General features: G+C 70.4%; 12 protein-coding genes. 9 read left to right on the forward strand and 3 right to left on the reverse strand.

Annotated features, from left to right (window positions below; all coding sequences use genetic code 11):
• Window positions 1–57: 57 nt before the first annotated feature.
• Entirely contained in the window at window positions 58–813 is a 756-nt protein-coding gene (locus tag CLT68_RS15830; RefSeq protein WP_099851796.1) for an SDR family oxidoreductase, read from the forward strand.
• 2 nt (window positions 814–815) lie between these two features.
• On the opposite strand, the gene CLT68_RS15835 is transcribed toward CLT68_RS15830, so the two are convergent.
• The 3 genes from CLT68_RS15835 to CLT68_RS15845 form a co-directional block, all read right to left on the reverse strand.
• Complete coding sequence (locus CLT68_RS15835) at window positions 816–3,038, reverse strand: hypothetical protein (protein ID WP_099851798.1); 2,223 nt, start codon at window positions 3,036–3,038, stop codon at window positions 816–818.
• A gap of 114 nt (window positions 3,039–3,152) precedes the next feature.
• Window positions 3,153–4,001, reverse strand: a complete 849-nt coding sequence (locus tag CLT68_RS15840; RefSeq protein WP_099851800.1) for a nuclear transport factor 2 family protein — start codon at window positions 3,999–4,001, stop codon at window positions 3,153–3,155.
• A gap of 33 nt (window positions 4,002–4,034) precedes the next feature.
• Window positions 4,035–5,111 (reverse strand): sigma-70 family RNA polymerase sigma factor, encoded by a 1,077-nt coding sequence (locus CLT68_RS15845; RefSeq protein ID WP_099857224.1) that lies wholly within the window; start codon window positions 5,109–5,111, stop codon window positions 4,035–4,037.
• Window positions 5,112–5,141: 30 nt separating this feature from the next.
• On the opposite strand from CLT68_RS15845, the gene CLT68_RS15850 reads away from it, so the two are divergent.
• The 8 genes from CLT68_RS15850 (at window position 5,142) to CLT68_RS15885 (ending at window position 13,964) form a co-directional block, all read left to right on the forward strand.
• Window positions 5,142–6,329 (forward strand): FUSC family protein, encoded by a 1,188-nt coding sequence (locus CLT68_RS15850; protein ID WP_099851801.1) that lies wholly within the window; start codon window positions 5,142–5,144, stop codon window positions 6,327–6,329.
• Between the two features lie 91 nt (window positions 6,330–6,420).
• Entirely contained in the window at window positions 6,421–6,945 is a 525-nt protein-coding gene (locus CLT68_RS15855) for a hypothetical protein (RefSeq protein ID WP_099851803.1), read from the forward strand.
• A gap of 72 nt (window positions 6,946–7,017) precedes the next feature.
• Entirely contained in the window at window positions 7,018–7,860 is an 843-nt protein-coding gene (locus CLT68_RS15860) for a DUF4097 family beta strand repeat-containing protein (protein WP_099851804.1), read from the forward strand.
• Between the two features lie 32 nt (window positions 7,861–7,892).
• On the forward strand, window positions 7,893–8,870 hold the full coding sequence (locus CLT68_RS15865) for an ATP-binding cassette domain-containing protein (RefSeq protein ID WP_099851806.1): 978 nt from the start codon (window positions 7,893–7,895) through the stop codon (window positions 8,868–8,870).
• A complete protein-coding gene (locus CLT68_RS15870; protein ID WP_099851808.1) occupies window positions 8,867–9,655 on the forward strand; it encodes an ABC transporter permease in 789 nt (262 codons plus the stop codon). Before CLT68_RS15865 ends, CLT68_RS15870 begins: the two co-directional genes overlap by 4 nt.
• A gap of 784 nt (window positions 9,656–10,439) precedes the next feature.
• The gene (gene araB, locus CLT68_RS15875; RefSeq protein WP_099857226.1) at window positions 10,440–12,122 is read left to right on the forward strand and encodes a ribulokinase; all 1,683 of its coding nucleotides are present in this window, start codon (window positions 10,440–10,442) and stop codon (window positions 12,120–12,122) included.
• The gene (locus CLT68_RS15880) at window positions 12,119–12,811 is read left to right on the forward strand and encodes an L-ribulose-5-phosphate 4-epimerase (RefSeq protein WP_099851809.1); all 693 of its coding nucleotides are present in this window, start codon (window positions 12,119–12,121) and stop codon (window positions 12,809–12,811) included. The genes araB and CLT68_RS15880 overlap by 4 nt, the downstream gene beginning before the upstream one ends.
• Before the next feature lie 148 nt (window positions 12,812–12,959).
• Window positions 12,960–13,964 (forward strand): ABC transporter substrate-binding protein, encoded by a 1,005-nt coding sequence (locus CLT68_RS15885; RefSeq protein ID WP_370452996.1) that lies wholly within the window; start codon window positions 12,960–12,962, stop codon window positions 13,962–13,964.
• Window positions 13,965–13,973: the final 9 nt, after the last annotated feature.

Genomic DNA, 13,973 nt, shown 5'->3' on the forward strand with positions numbered 1-13,973 from the left:
CCGTCTTACTGGTTGACAGCACGATTCGACCAGGTGCAGACAGGATGTGGTACGACCATGAAGATCGTCGTCATCGGAGGCAGCGGCCTCATCGGTTCCAAGCTCGTGGACAGCCTCGCCGGACAGGGCCACGAGGCGGTGCCGGCTTCGCCGAAGACCGGCGTGAACACACTGACCGGCGAGGGAGTCGCCGACGTGCTCACCGGCGCCGAGGTCGTCGTGGACGTGTCGAACTCGCCGTCGTTCGAGGACAAGGCCGTGCTGGAGTTCTTCGAGACGTCCACCCGGACGCTCCTCGCCGCCGCGTCGGACGCAGGGGTGGGCCACTACGTCGCGCTCTCCATCGTCGGTTGTGACCGGATCCCGGACAGCGGTTACATGCGGGCGAAGGTCGCCCAGGAGAAGCTCATCGTCGCGTCCGGAACCCCGTACTCGATCGTGCACGCCACCCAGTTCTTCGAGTTCCTCCAGGGCATCATCGACGCCGGCACGGACGGTGACACCGTGCACCTCGCGCCGGTGCTCATCCAGCCGATGGCCGCGGACGACGTCGCGGCCGCGGTGGCCGAGGCCGTGGTCGCGGCGCCGACCAACGCCGTGGTCGAGGTCGCCGGCCCGGAGCAGTTCCGTCTCGACGAGCTGGGCCGGTCGATGCTCGCCGCCCGGCAGGACCCTCGTTCGGTGGTGGCCGACCCCGACGCCCGCTACTTCGGCGCCAAGCTGGGCGAACGCTCCCTCGTTCCCACCGACGGCGCCCGCATTGCCGGTACGCGTCTCGACGACTGGCGTGCCCGGACGGCCGGCGGTCGCTGACGCTACGTCGGGGTGTCTGGCGGATCGGCTCGCCCGAGACGCTGCACCAACTCCCGGACCACCTCGGTGAAGTGCTGGTCGGACTCGCCCGGCCAGTGTCCCTGGATGGGTGGGGGGACGCTGTCGCTGGGCGGCGTCACCACGTCGCGAGGGTCGCGATACCGGCGATCCACGGCGGCGGCCGGGCCGCTGGCGCCGGCCGGCGCGTGCGGCCGGTGAGCGGAGAAGATCCAGCCGCCGATGGGGTCGGCGTCACTCCACAGGTTCACCCACCGCCAACCAACCCGGTGGCCGATCTCGTGCAGCGCCGCGTCGTCGACGTACGCGGGGAAGAGCCGCGCGTAGAGGCGGCGCAGCGGTGACCCGTGGGTGAGCAGAGCGACCCGGCCGCCGACGTGCGGCGGCAACTGGAGCACCGTCGCGGCGAGCAGGACCGAGCCGTGGCTGTGCCCGGTGAGCAGCACCGCGTCGCCGCGCTCGACGAGGTACGTGATGCGGCGGGCCAACTCCGGCACGGCCCGCTCGGAATAGCAGGGTGGCGCGAACGGGTGGGCGGCCCGAGGCCAGAAGGTGCCGAGGTCCCAGAGGACACCGATGTGCCGACGGAACGGCACGGTCCGGTAGGCGAAGATGCCCCCGACGAGCAGGCCGAGGATGATCGCCGCGATCACCCAGCTGCCGAACGCGATGCCGAAGATGACCGAGTCCGCGGGCAGACCGAGGTTCCGCTCGATGACGTCGTCCGGGAACTGCCCCAGCAGGCCGACGGTGGTGGTTGCCGTGGCGAGTCCGGTCAGACAGCCGTAGAGCACGGCCAGCGGCACCAGTTTCTCGGTGAAGCGAGCCCGGGCGATCGCGTCCCGGACCTGCCGCAGCCGCGGCCCGGCCTCGGCTGGGGCGTCCGGGTAGTCGTGGGCGACGATCGCCGCCGCGGCTCGGCGCCGACTGCGCCGGGAGAGCACGATGACGAGGCCGGCGACGATCAGGGTGGCCAGCAGCGCCCGGAAGAAGCCGTAGATCGCCCAGGTGTACGCCCGAGGCGGGCCGGTCGCGATGCCCTCTCCGGTCGGCACGTCGCGATCGAGGAAGTCCGCCACCCGGTAGACCAACTCCGCTGAGTACGCCACCGCCAGGCTGATCCCGGTGGCCGCGACCACGAGGGCGCCCAGCCCGAACAGCGGGGTGGCGCCGCGATTCCGGCGGCAGAGCAGCACCACGCCCAGAGCGGCCAGCAGCGCCGTCTGTGCGACGAACAACCCGGCCAGGTGCGTCTCGTACCCGGGCAGTCCGTGCCCCTCGTGCCACTGCGGTGGACCGGTCGCCAGGTGAGCCAGGACGACGACGGTCAGGACGACGGCGACGGTCCGCAGCGTACGGGTGACCCGGTCGAGCCGCTGGTCCCCGGCGGCCCGGTCGATCAACGGTGGTGTGCAGAGCAGCACCGCGCAGCCCACCAGGACCACTCCGGTGACGACCGTCAGCGTGATCGTGATCGCCGTGGCGCCGCTCGCGGCCCGGGCCAGGAGCAGGGTGAGGTCCAGCGTCGCGAACGCGGCGGCGACGTGGATGGAGCGCAGCCGGCCCACCAGCGGCTCGGCGTCCCACTGACCAACGGTGCCGAGCCGCGACCCGGAGAACTCCCGATCGGGTGCGCGAAACGCCTCGAACGTTCGACCCGGGCGGTTGCTGATCCGCCAGATCAGGCCGATCGCGGCGGCCGGGACCAGCGCGAGGACCGCCAGTCGCAGTCCGACCGGTCGTCCGCTCAGCCAGGACAACCAGCTGCGCCCGGCCAGGCAGCGCGGCGAGGAGAGGCATTTCCAGCCGACCAGATCCACTGCGACGCCGGCGATGGCGAGCACGTACAGCACGGTGAGTGTGAGCGCCAGCAGCCGGCACAGCGACTTGACCACCGCCTCGGAGCCAGGGTTCGCCGGGCGCATCCAGATCGCGACGTTGACCAGCATGAAGGGCAGCAGGAAGACCACGGCCAGGGTGCGGGCCACGGTCCCGGACGGCAGGTCACCCCAGCGGTACGCCTCCAGCGTCACCCCGTGCGCGCCGGTGCTGTCCTCGCACCGGGGCCGCGGCCGGTAGAAGCCACCGCTGCGGTCACCCGCGACCTGCGCCGTCAGCTGAAGGTCGAGCACCTGTGCGGCGCTCGCGCCCGAGACGCCGTGCACCCGCAGCTCCACGACATCGCGGGGGATGTCCGACCCGCTCAACCGCGCTGATCCATGCGACGACCCCCCCGAGGCGCTCGGCAGCCCCGTCTACCCGATGCGGACGGCCTCAACCGCACGAGCTGACGGGAGCGGGTCGGTGACCGTTGGCGAGGCTCAGTGCTCCCGGTCGGGTGTCAGGTCCGTCCTCGCCTGCCCGGTTTTCGGGTCGAAGGGGAACGACACGTGCTGGTGGATCATCTCCCAGCCCCGACCGGCCCGCTGGAAGACGCGGGTGCCCCGCGACCAGCTCACGATCGTGGTGCCGTCCGGCTGCTGCGCGGCCATCCGGTTGAGGCCCCACGACACGGCCAGGTCGTCGCGGGCGATGACCGCCAGGTCCGGAACGGTCCAGGTGACGGTGCCGGTGCTGGCGTCGAGGCCGTTGGCGCAGACCTCGCGAACCTCGTCGCGGCCGACGTACTCCAGCGGCAGTTCGTGCTCGTACGACACGACGGTCGCGGCGACGGGCTCCACGATCCCGTCGAGATCCTTCGCCTCGGTGGCCTCGTACCAGCGCTCGTGCAGTGACCGCACCTCCCGCTCGGAGGTCTCGCGGTCGGCGGCGCCGCTGTCGTCGGCGAACGAGTGGTGCTCGTGCGCCACGACCCACGAGCCGTTCTCCTTGCGCAGCCCGAGAGTCAGGCGCAGCAGAAGCTCGGGCCGCCTGGCGAGGTCCTCGGGGGTGCCGCAGCGCAGCAGCGCGTTGGCGTAGGCGACGGTGTCGCCAGCGGTGATGTCGAGGCTGGTCAGCTCGAAGACGGCCCCCGACGCCTGCCACCGGAAGAAGTCGGGCCAGGTCCCCTCGTACGCCTCGATGCCCCGGACCCCGTCATGCGGCGGGGGTACGTCGTACATGACGATGTCCGCGGAGTGGCAGGCGAGGACAGCGGGCAGGTCACCGGCATGGACCGCCTGCGCCCACCGCTCGATCAGTTCGCGGATCTGTGTCTCGTCGTCGGCCATGGTGCTCCCTCGTGCGTCGGGTTGCTCTCACCTCTACAACCCGCGCCGAGCGACAAACTCATCGCCGTGTGCCGACCGGATCTGCTCAGCCTGATCCAGTTGGGTCGGCAGACCGCACATGGTCAGCGTCTCCGGGGTCAGGAACGACACCACCTCGGCGATCCGGTCGCCGCGCAGCGCGACGACGTCCAGCGCCGCCGCCGTGAAGACCGACGCTTCCGGGTTCCAGAGGTACGTCCCGAAGGCGAGTTGCCCGTTCGCGTACGTCGGGACGAACCGCCACCGCACCGCCAACGGGCCGTCCAGCAGGAACTCTCGGATGGCGTCGCGGCCCTCGTACCACCGGGGCAGCGGCGGCATCGAGTACCGGGCGTCGTCGGTGAGCATCGCCAGGATGGCCTCGACGTCGCCCCGCTCCCACGCGGTCACGTACCGCCGTGCCAGTTCGCGCACGGTGTCGTCGCCGAGGCTGCTCAGCTCCGCCTGCTGGCTCTCGGTCGGGCGCAGCGCGTCCACGACCCGTCGGGCGCGTTGCAGTGCGCTGTTGACCGCCGGGGTGGAGGTGCCGAGCAGGTCGGCCACCTCGGCGGCGGGGTAGCCGAGCACCTCCCGCAGCAGCAGCACGGCCCGCTGTCGGCCGGGCAGGTGTTGCAGCGACGCGACGAAAGCGAGCTCCAGGTGCTCGCTGTCGATCACCCGCTGTGCCGGGTCCCGCTGTTCCGGAGGCAAGGAGCGTCGGTCCGGGTACGGCCCGAGCCAGGCAGTCTCGGCCACGGCGGCGGCGCCCGGGGTCAGGTCGGTCGGCAGCTCCCGGCGGCGACCCCGACCCTCGATCATGCTGAGGCACCGGTTGGTGGCGATCCTGTAGAGCCAGGCTCGCAGAGTGCCGCGATCCTCGTACCGGTGTTGGTTCTGCCAGGCCCGCGTCAGCGTCTCCTGCACCGCGTCCTCGGCGTCGTGGAAGGAACCGAGCATCCGGTAGCAGTGGGCGGTCAGCTCGTCGCGGTGCTCGTCGATCAGCCGAGCGAACGTCACGGTGGTGGAGCCTACCGTCGGCCCGGCCGTCGCGCGCCTGCTCGCTGGCGCCGATCGATCGGCGGGGGAGGGGATTGATCCGACCAGGGCGGGGTAGGTGCCGCCATGGTCGCTGCCGGTCGGCGCGGAGCGGACGGTGGCGTTCCGGCACGTGCCGGGGACACCGCCCACAGCGGCCTGGCGAACACCGTGGCCCGGCTGCTGGACCGTGCGCTGGACACGGTGCGGGAGCGGTTCCGTCGGGTACGCGCCGTCGGCGGCCTCGCCCTGCAGGCCGGGTTGGCCGCGGCGCTGTCCTGGTTCGTGGCGCACGAGCTGCTGCACGTGTCGCAGCCGGTGTTCGCGCCGATCTCCGCCGTCTCGACCCTCGCCGCGTCCCTCGGTCAACGGCTGCGTCGCACCGTCGAGCTGATCCTCGGCGTCACCGTCGGGGTGCTGATCGGCGATCTGCTGCTCCTGGTGATCGGCACCGGCTGGTGGCAGCTCTCCCTGATCGTCGTGCTGGCGATCATGGTCGCGTTGTTCCTCTCGGGCAGTGCCGCGGTGGTGATCCAGGCCGGCGCGACGGCGGTGCTCATCGCCACGCTCAGCCCGTCGATCCGCGACCTGGAGGTTCCCCGGTTCGTGGACGCGCTCATCGGGGGAGGGGTGGCGCTGCTGGTCACCGCCGTGCTGCTGCCGCTGAACCCGCTGCGGGTGCTCAACCGGGCCGCGCGCCCGGCATTGGATCTCCTGGCCGCCCAGCTCGACGCCACCGCCGACGCCCTGGCCGAGCGTGATGCCGCTCGCGCGCGTACCGCCCGCAGCGAGCTGCGGCAGAACAAGGGCCCGCTGAAGGCGTTCGTCGAGGCGACCCAGGGCGCCCGGGAGGCCAGCACCCTGTCACCGGTGCACTGGCACCAGCGACGCGGGCCGGTGGGCCGCTACGCGCAGGCGGCGGAGCCGATCGACCGGGCGATGCGCAACAGCGGAACGTTGATCCGTCGCTCGGTGACGCTGATCGAGGACCGCGAACCGGTCCCGGAGCCGCTGCCCAGGGCGGTGGCCGATCTCGCCGAGGCCGTCCGGCTGCTCAAGCGGCAGTTCGCCGCGGGTGACGAGCCGGACCGGGCGCGCAAGCAGGCACTGTTGGCGGTCGAGACGGCCGGTCACGCCTACCGGGAGGGCGTCGGCTTCTCCGGTGCGGTGGTGGTGGCGCAGGTTCGTACGACGGTCAGCGACCTTCTGGTGGCCATAGGGCTGAGCCAGGAAGACGCGAATCGCCTGGTCAGGCGCTCGTTCGGTGGCCTCTGAGCGCCCGCCGGCCGGAGCGTGACGGAGCCAATGGCATCACCCTGAGCCATAGGTATTGCATGTTGAGCCAAAGTGGTGCCATGATGGTGCCATGGAGCTGAGGTCATACGTCGAGAACCTGCGTGACGAGTTCGCCGTGGCTGCGGAGGGCGTCGACGCGGACGGCCGCGCGCTGGCCGAGCGGCTCTTCGCCCAACTGGAGGCCGCTACCCGACTCACCCTGCTGGAGGCGCTGTCCGACGCAGCCGACGAGATCACCCGCGATCTGGCACCCGGCTCGGTGCACGTCCGGCTGCGTGGGCGCGAGCCTGACTTCGTGGTCACCCCGGCCAGCCCGCCGCTCGACGAGCCGAGCGAGGCCACCGGGCCGCAGGCACCCCCTGCGCCGGTGCTCCCACCGGACGGCGACGACGGCGGCACCTCACGGATCAACCTCCGGCTCCCCGACCACCTGAAGGCCAGCGTCGAGGAGGCCGCCGGGCGAGCCGGGCTGTCGGTCAATGCCTGGCTGGTGCGAGCCGTCGCCGGTGCCATCGGGGCGGGCGACACCGAACGTCGTCCACCCCGGCGGGTGGAACCGCGCTCCGGGCAGCACTTCACCGGCTGGGCCCGCTGACCCTCCGTACCCCTTCGTTTTCGCGCCGCTGACCAGCGGCGACATTCACCGACCACCTTTCGGGAGACCACCATGCCTGTTTTCGAAACGCCAGAGCCCATCTCCGTCCAGATCGAGCTGCCCGTCGGGGATGTCTGGATCAGCGCGACCGACCGCACCGACACGGTGGTGACGGTGCGGCCCCGCGACCCGTCGAGCAGGGCCGACGTGAGCACCGCCGAACAGTGCACCGTCGAGTACGCCGCCGGAAAATTGCTGATCAGGGTGTCGAAGAGTTGGCGCCGCTACGGCTTCGGCCCCGGCCCGTCGGTTGACGTCCTGATCGAGTTGCCGACCGGGTCGCGGGTGCACGCAGAGTCCTCGTGGGCGGCATTCCGCTGCGAGGGCCGGCTCGGCGAGTGCCGGATCAAGACCGGAAGTGGGGTCCGGCTCGACGAGACCGGCCCGCTGGACATCGACAGCAGCCACGGTGAGATCGCCGTGGAGCGCGTCGCCGGTGACGCCCGGGTGAAGGCTTCGTCCGGCAAGGTGCGCATCGGTGCTGTCGACGGCACCGCCGAGATCAAGAACTCCTCCGGCGACTGCTGGATCGGCCGCAGCGGCGGCGACGTGCGGGTCAACACCGCCTACGGCGACATCACCCTCGACACGTCGACGGCCTCGGTGACGGCACGCACCGCCTACGGCAACCTCCGGCTGGGCGAGGTCGCACGGGGATCGATCGACCTGAACACCTCGTACGGGGCCATCGAGGTCGGCATCCGTCGGGGGACCGCCGCCTGGCTCGACGTCAGTTCCAAGCACGGCCGCGTACACAACGCCCTGGAAACCGCCGACAGCCCGGCGCAGACCGACGAGACGGTCGAGGTCCGGGCGAACACCGCCTACGGCGACATCATGATCCGCCGCGCCTGATCCGCTGCCACACAGACCGCAAAGAGGAGACCATGACCAGCTCCACGAAACCCGCAATCGTCGCCACCGACCTGCGGAAGTCCTACGGCGACAAGGTCGTGCTGGACGGCATCGACCTCATGATCACCGAGGGAACGATCTTCGCGTTGCTCGGCCCCAACGGTGCCGGCAAGACCACCACCGTGCAGATCCTCTCCACGCTGATCAACGCCGACGGCGGCAACGCCCGCGTCTTCGGCCACGACCTGGCCCGAGAGCCCAACGCCGTACGCGAACTGATCGGCGTCACCGGCCAGTTCTCCGCCGTCGACAACCTGCTCACCGGTCGAGAGAACCTGAGCCTGATGGCCGACCTGTGTCACCTGGACAAGGCGGCCGGCCGGCGACGGATCGCCGACCTGCTCGACCAGTTCGACCTGGTGGAGGCGGCGGGCAAACCGGTGTCGACGTACTCCGGCGGCATGCGCCGACGGCTCGACCTCGCGATGACCCTGGTCGGTGAGCCCCGCGTCATCTTCCTCGACGAGCCGACCACCGGCCTCGACCCGCGCAGCCGCCGGGCCATGTGGCAGATCATCCGCAACCTCGTCGCCGAGGGCGTCACCATCCTGCTCACCACGCAGTACCTGGAGGAGGCCGACCATCTCGCCGACCGCGTCGCCTTCCTCGACCACGGCCGGCTGATCGCCGAGGGCACGCCGCGCGAACTCAAGCGGCTCATCCCGGGCGGCCACGTCGTACTCCAGTTCGCCGATCAGGAAGGGCTCGACTCGGCGGCCCGCGCGTTCGCCGCCGCCACCCGCGACGACGCCGCGCTCACCCTCCAGGTGCCGAGTGACGGCGGGGTCGGAACGCTGCGGTCCCTGCTCGACCAGCTCGATCGCGCCTCCATCACCGTGGCCGGGCTCTCCGTGCACACCCCCGATCTCGACGACGTCTTCCTCACCCTCACCGGCCAGCCGGACACCCGCGCCGGCCGCCCCGACCACGAAAGGGCTCCAGCGCGATGAGCACCCTCTCCCTCGCCGTCCGTGACTCGAGCACGATGCTGCGGCGCAACCTCCTGCACATGCGGCGCTACCCGTCGATGACCCTGCTGCTCGTCGGCGTGCCGGTCATCGTCCTGCTGCTCTTCGTCTACGTCTTCGGTGGCACGCTCGGTGCCGGCCTCGGGCCGACCGGCGACCGTTCCCAGTACGCCAACTACGTCACGCCGGGCATCCTGCTCATCACCGTGGCCAGCGCGGCGCAGGGCACCGCCATCTCGGTCGCGATGGACATGACCGAGGGCATCATCGCCCGGTTCCGAACGATGGCGATCTTCCGACCGTCGGTCCTCACCGGACACGTCCTGGGCAGCCTGGTCCAGACCCTGCTCAGCCTCGCGGCCGTCACCGGTGTGGCGCTGCTCGTCGGGTTCCGGCCCACGGCCAACCCGGTCGAGTGGCTCGCCGCCATCGGCGTCCTCTCCATGATCACCTTTGCGCTGACCTGGCTGTCGGTCGCCCTCGGCCTGGTCAGCGACAGTGTCGAGACGGCCAGCAACCTGCCCATGCCACTGATCCTCCTGCCGTTCCTCGGCAGCGGGTTCGTCCCTACCGACTCCATGCCCACAGCGGTCCGGTGGTTCGCCGACTACCAGCCCTTCACGCCCGTCATGGAAACCCTCCGCGGCCTGCTCCTCGGCACCGGGATCGGCGCCAACGGGATCATCGCGGTGATCTGGTGCGTCGTCATCAGCGCGCTCTCCTTCCTCTGGGCCAAGACCCTCTACAACCGCAGTCGAGCGACCTGATCCTGACCGGCGCCCGATGTCCCCGCCATCGCGACGGACAGCCGGCGGCTCGGCCCACTGGGCCGAGCCGCCGGCTGTCCATGTCGCGCGGGACGGGGTCGAGGTGGTGCAGGGCTGGCGGCGTCGCAAAGGCTTGATCGACTGGGGTTTCATGAATTCGGCCTGTCGCCACGCCTCGGACCCCCCGATTTCAATGAACGCGAGTGGATCTACCAGGCCGCACGACGTGGCCACGCCACTGCCCGCGTCGCGCCACGGCGCCGGGCGCGGGAGGCCGATCGTGAGCCGTCCGTCCGACCCGCGGGCATGCGACCGACGCAGTCATCACTGAAACGTCGAATGTTATCGATAACACCGGCCAGGTGTGCCACCGCGAGATGCGCCGGTCGCCCGCCGGGGCGCTCGCCGATGAGCCCGCGCGACCGTCGGCTCCGGTTCCATAGATCTGATCAAGAGATCGCGAAGCCTCGATGATGTTATCGCCAACATCATCGGCGAGCGGCACGCGGTCGCCGTCGGACGGCCGTCTCGTGGTGGCGGAGGGTGGGACCTTGTCGTCCGGCCCGCCGAGAGGCATCCGGGCGGGGGCCGGTCCGCGAGGCAATCCCGCCCGGAGTGCAGAGGAGAGGCCCGACACCGGATTCGCACCTTTTGCGCCGGTCCGTTATCGACCCTCCCGAGTCGGCCCGCCTTCGGCGTTCCGTTACGGAGCTGTTGCGGGTAGATGTCTTGACGAGGCTGGATGTGAGCGTTAACACTATCCCCGTTAACGGTGGAGGTGAACATGAACCGTGTGGACGGAGCAGGCGACCGCTATGTCGTCGGTGTCGACTACGGCACCCTGTCCGGGCGCGCTCTGGTGGTCCGTGTCGGTGATGGTGCCGAGTTGGGGACCGCGGTGCACGAGTACGGCGACGCAGTGATCAGCACGGCGCTTCCGGGAGGTCGACCGCTTCCCCCGGACTGGGCCCTGCAGAACCCGGAGGACTACCGCGACGTGTTGCGGTACGCCGTCCCGGCGGCGGTGTCCGCCGCAGGGGTGGATCCGGCCGCGATCGTCGGCATCGGCATCGACTTCACCGCCTGCACGGTGCTGCCGACGACCGCCGACGGCATCCCGCTCTGCGAGGATCCCGAGCTGCGCGACCGGCCGCACGCCTGGGTCAAGCTGTGGAAGCACCACGCGGCGCAGACGCACGCCGACCGGATCAACGCGCTGGCCCACGAGCGGGCCGAGCCGTGGATCGGCCGGTACGGCGGCAAGATCTCCGCCGAGTGGCAGTACGCCAAGGGGCTCCAGATGCTGGAGGAGGACCCCGAGGTCTACCACCGTGCCGAGCGGTTCATCGAGGCGGCCGACTGGATCGTCTGGCAGCTCTGCGGCACCGAGACCCGCAACGTCTGCACGGCCGGTTACAAGGGCATCCTTCAGGACGGTCAGTACCCCAGTGAGGACTTCCTGGCCGCGCTCAATCCCGGGTTCAGCGACTTCGTGACCAAGCTGGACGGTCCGTTGCTGCCCCTGGGCGCCCGGGCCGGCTCGCTCACCGCGCGGGCCGCCGCCTGGACCGGCCTGCCGGAGGGGATCGCGGTCGCCGTCGGCAATGTCGACGCGCACGTCACCGCGGCGTCCGCGCAGGCCGTGGAGCCCGGCCGGCTCGTCGCCATCATGGGCACCTCGACCTGTCACGTGGTCAACGGCGCCCAGGTCGCCGAGGTTGCCGGGATGTGCGGTGTCGTGGACGGCGGCATCAGCCCCGGCGCGTGGGGTTACGAGGCCGGGCAGAGCGGTGTCGGCGACATCTTCGGCTGGTTCGTCGAGCACGCGGCTCCGGCCGGCGTCGACTCGCACGAACGCCTCACCGAGCTGGCCGCGAGCCAGCCGGTCGGCGCGCACGGTCTGATCGCCCTGGACTGGTGGAACGGCAACCGCTCACTGCTGGTCAACCACGACCTCAGCGGGATGATCGTCGGAATGACCCTGGCCACCCGGCCGCAGGACATCTACCGGGCGCTGCTGGAATCCACCGCGTACGGCACTCGGATGATCATCGAGGCGTTCGTCGAGGCCGGAGTCGCGGTGAACGACCTCGTGATCGCCGGCGGCCTCACCAACAACGCGCTGCTGATGCAGATCTACGCCGACGTGACCAAGCGGCCACTGAACATCATCGCCTCGACGCAGGGGCCGGCGCTGGGATCGGCGATACACGCCGCCGTGGCAGCTGGCGAGTTCCCCTCGGTCCACGAGGCGTCGCAGGCGATGGGTCGGGTGCACGAGGCCGTGTACCGACCGGATCCCGAGCGGGCGCGCGCCTACGACGCCCTCTACGCCGAGTACCGGACGCTGCACGACCACTTCGGTCGCGGCGGCAACGACGTCATGCTGCGCCTGCGGGCTATCCGCAACGCGGCAGCCGGAACCGCTGCGGCCGCACCCGAGGCCGCGTTGGAGGTGGTCGCATGAGCACTGAGGTGACCCGACAGATCCGTGAGCTGCGCGAGACCGTCGCACGCCTGCACTCCGAGCTGACCCGGTACGGCCTGGTCGCCTGGACGTCCGGCAACGTCTCCGCGCGGGTTCCCGGCCAGGACCTCCTGGTGATCAAGCCGAGCGGCGTCAGCTACGACGACCTCACCGCGGACAACATGGTGGTGTGTGACCTCGACGGCGCTCTCGTCGAGGGCGACTTCGCCCCGTCCAGTGACACCGCCGCGCACGCCTACGTCTACCGGGCCATGCCCGAGGTCGGTGGGGTCGTGCACACGCACAGCTCGTACGCCACCGCCTGGGCCGCCTGCGGCGAAGCGATCCCGTGCCACCTCACCGCCCAGGCCGACGAGTTCGGCGGGGAGATTCCGATCGGTCCATTCGCTCTGATCGGCGGTGACGACATCGGCAAGGGCATCGTCGCCACGCTGGCCGGTCACCGCTCGCCTGCGGTGCTGATGCAGAACCACGGCGTCTTCACCATCGGGCGCGACGCCCGCGCCGCGGTCAAGGCCGCGGTCATGTGCGAGGACGTGGCCCGTACCGCGCATCTGGCCCGCGCACTGGGGCAGCCCGTGCCGATGGCGCAGGCAGACATCGATGCTCTTTATGACCGTTACCAGAACGTCTACGGTCAACAACCAGTCGCACCCGCGGGTTCCTGACCATTCGGCCAGGCCGAAGCCCGCTGGTCTGCACCACCGAAGCACCACCGACGCACCAGCACGCACCAGTACGCACCACCCGCGTACGCCGCTCTTTCGCACCTCGGCGGTTGGCGCGGTTTCCCACCACATGAGCCAAGGAGATCCGATGAGAAAGATGCGAACGCAGTCCGCTCCGTGGCGCGCTGCCGCGGTCCTCGCCAGCGTGCTGCTCGTCGGCGGCGTGGCGGCCTGCGGCAACAGCGACACCGGCGGCGGCGGTTCCAAGGACGACGGCAAGATCACGATGGGCTTCTCCCAGGTCGGTGCGGAGAGCGGCTGGCGTACCGCGAACACCACCTCGATCAAGGATGCCGCCGCTGCGGCCGGGATCGAGCTGAAGTTCGACGACGCTCAGCAGAAGCAGGAAAACCAGATCAAGGCGATCCGCAACTACATCCAGCAGAAGGTCGACGTGATCGCCTTCTCGCCGGTGGTGGAGTCCGGGTGGGACACCGTGCTCAAGGAGGCCAAGGACGCCGACATCCCGGTCATCCTGACCGACCGCTCGGTGGACTCGGCCGACAAGAGCCTGTACAAGACCTTCCTCGGCTCGGACTTCGTCAAGGAGGGCCGGCTCGCGGGTGAGTGGCTGGTCGAGCAGAAGAAGACCGCCTCGGGCCCGGTGAACATCGTCGAGTTGCAGGGCAACACCGGTGCGGCGCCGGCGAACGACCGCAAGAAGGGCTTCGCCGAGGCCATCGCCGCCAACCCGAACCTGAAGGTCATCGCCTCCCAGCCGGGTGACTTCACCCGCGCGGGCGGCAAGCAGGTCATGGAGCAGTTCCTCAAGGCCAACCCGAAGATCGACGTGTTGTTCGCGCACAACGACGACATGGGCCTGGGCGCACTCGAGGCGATCACCGCTGCCGGCAAGGTGCCCGGCAAGGACATCACCATCATCACTGTCGACGCTGTCAAGGACGGCATGCAGGCTCTCGCCGACGGGAAGTTCAACTTCATCGCGGAGTGCAGCCCGCTGCTCGGCCCGCAGCTGATGGACCTGGCCAAGAAGGTGCACGCTGGCGAGCAGGTGGCGCCTCGGATCGAGACCGAGGAGACCACCTTCACCCAGGAGCAGGCCAAGGAAGCACTGCCCAACCGCAAGTACTGACCGACGCCG

The sequence above is a fragment of the Micromonospora sp. CNZ299 genome, from assembly GCF_002754415.1.

Bases quoted from the DNA above. Each gene is read 5' to 3' on its own strand.
- CLT68_RS15830 (WP_099851796.1), top strand. From the start codon at position 58: ATGAAGATCGTCGTCATCGGAGGCAGCGGCCTCATCGGTTCCAAGCTC.
- CLT68_RS15840 (WP_099851800.1), bottom strand. From the start codon at position 4,001: ATGGCCGACGACGAGACACAGATCCGCGAACTGATCGAGCGGTGGGCG.
- CLT68_RS15850 (WP_099851801.1), top strand. From the start codon at position 5,142: ATGGTCGCTGCCGGTCGGCGCGGAGCGGACGGTGGCGTTCCGGCACGT.
- CLT68_RS15855 (WP_099851803.1), top strand. From the start codon at position 6,421: ATGGAGCTGAGGTCATACGTCGAGAACCTGCGTGACGAGTTCGCCGTG.
- CLT68_RS15860 (WP_099851804.1), top strand. From the start codon at position 7,018: ATGCCTGTTTTCGAAACGCCAGAGCCCATCTCCGTCCAGATCGAGCTG.
- CLT68_RS15865 (WP_099851806.1), top strand. From the start codon at position 7,893: ATGACCAGCTCCACGAAACCCGCAATCGTCGCCACCGACCTGCGGAAG.
- CLT68_RS15870 (WP_099851808.1), top strand. From the start codon at position 8,867: ATGAGCACCCTCTCCCTCGCCGTCCGTGACTCGAGCACGATGCTGCGG.
- araB (WP_099857226.1), top strand. From the start codon at position 10,440: ATGAACCGTGTGGACGGAGCAGGCGACCGCTATGTCGTCGGTGTCGAC.
- CLT68_RS15880 (WP_099851809.1), top strand. From the start codon at position 12,119: ATGAGCACTGAGGTGACCCGACAGATCCGTGAGCTGCGCGAGACCGTC.
- CLT68_RS15885 (WP_370452996.1), top strand. From the start codon at position 12,960: ATGAGAAAGATGCGAACGCAGTCCGCTCCGTGGCGCGCTGCCGCGGTC.